Below are 1,174 nucleotides of genomic sequence, written 5' to 3' on the forward strand. Positions count from 1 at the left end.
TTTCCGCTCATTCGACACTCTCCTATCAATGAAGAAACGCCGGGGTTCTTCATCTAAGACGCGTAAAGAATCCTCCCCCCCACCTCACAATGGCTAGCATAGATGGGCCTTGTCGCCACGAAATGGTTCTGCTGGCAGCGCTTGAGCCAAGGCACCGGTTTGGAGTTACCAGCATTTTGTGGACGAGGTCTAGCATCCAAGTAAGCATTAGGAGGCCGGCGCCATGTCTTCGAAGAAGGTTCCAAGTAAGAACCGGCAGGCTTATCAGTTCATCGAGTCGCACCGGAATGAGTTCAGCATTCAGATGATGTGCCGCCTGCTTGGGGTTGCTCGCGCTGGCTACTACGCATGGCTTGATCATCCGGTTTCTGACCGAGCCCAGGAAGATGCACGACTGCTCCGTCTGATCCGCGCCTCCTTCACGGCCAGCCACGGGATTTATGGCGCTCCCAGGGTATTCCTGGACTTACGCGAACGCGGTGAAACGTGTAGCAAGCACGCCTGATGCGCGAGAACGGTCTCCAGGCACTCCACGGCTATCCACCAATCCTGGTAACTCCAGCTACCAGGGCAACACAACTAGTCGCTGCCCAGCACACCACTCACGCCCACGTATGCACCACTACCCTCACGATTGTTTGTGAAGTCGCCTTCCAGGCTCCAGCGACCGCTGTCCGCGGTGCGGCGCAAGCTGATGCCCACCGCCCCTTGATCTTTGTAAGCAGCCACACCAGCGTAATAAGTGGTCTTGCCCGCTACCCATGGTGCTTGCTTGACTGCCAGCGCACTGGCCACAGCAGCATGCATTTCACGCTCGAGATCGTTGGTAGCCTCCCAGAGGTCATTGTAAATTTCAGTAACGCGGTTGTCGGTGTACTGGTTGGCCTGGTTGATGGCGTAGTTCACGCCAGCGCTGAGCTGGTTGACGTTCACCGCGTCGGTGCCGGCGATGCCCGGCGCCACGCCGGTGATCGTGCGGCCGCCGACGTTCACTTCACCGGTCGACGTGCTGCTTCCCACGTACGCAGCGTTGTAATCGGTCTGCGCGCCGACCGTCGTGGACGAACCCGCGCCGAGCGCCACGCTGTTGCCGTGCGAAGCATTCGCGCCTTGGCCGATCGCGGTGCTGCTCGCACCGGATGCGGTCGGGCCCGTGCCCAGCGCCGTGCTGTTG

General features: G+C 59.8%; 1 protein-coding gene and 1 pseudogene. One reads left to right on the top strand and one right to left on the bottom strand.

Annotated elements, in window-relative coordinates:
* Positions 1-223: 223 nt before the first annotated feature.
* Positions 224-505, top strand: coding sequence for an IS3 family transposase (locus LG367_RS18190; protein ID WP_226470680.1), 282 nt, complete (start codon positions 224-226; stop codon positions 503-505).
* A gap of 74 nt (positions 506-579) precedes the next feature.
* Here the strand turns inward: LG367_RS18190 and LG367_RS18195 are convergent.
* Positions 580-1,174 (bottom strand): annotated as a pseudogene (locus LG367_RS18195) (YadA-like family protein); the annotation flags it as partial.

The sequence above is a fragment of the Luteimonas panaciterrae genome, assembly GCF_020511115.1.
In the GTDB taxonomy this organism is placed as follows: domain Bacteria; phylum Pseudomonadota; class Gammaproteobacteria; order Xanthomonadales; family Xanthomonadaceae; genus Luteimonas; species Luteimonas panaciterrae.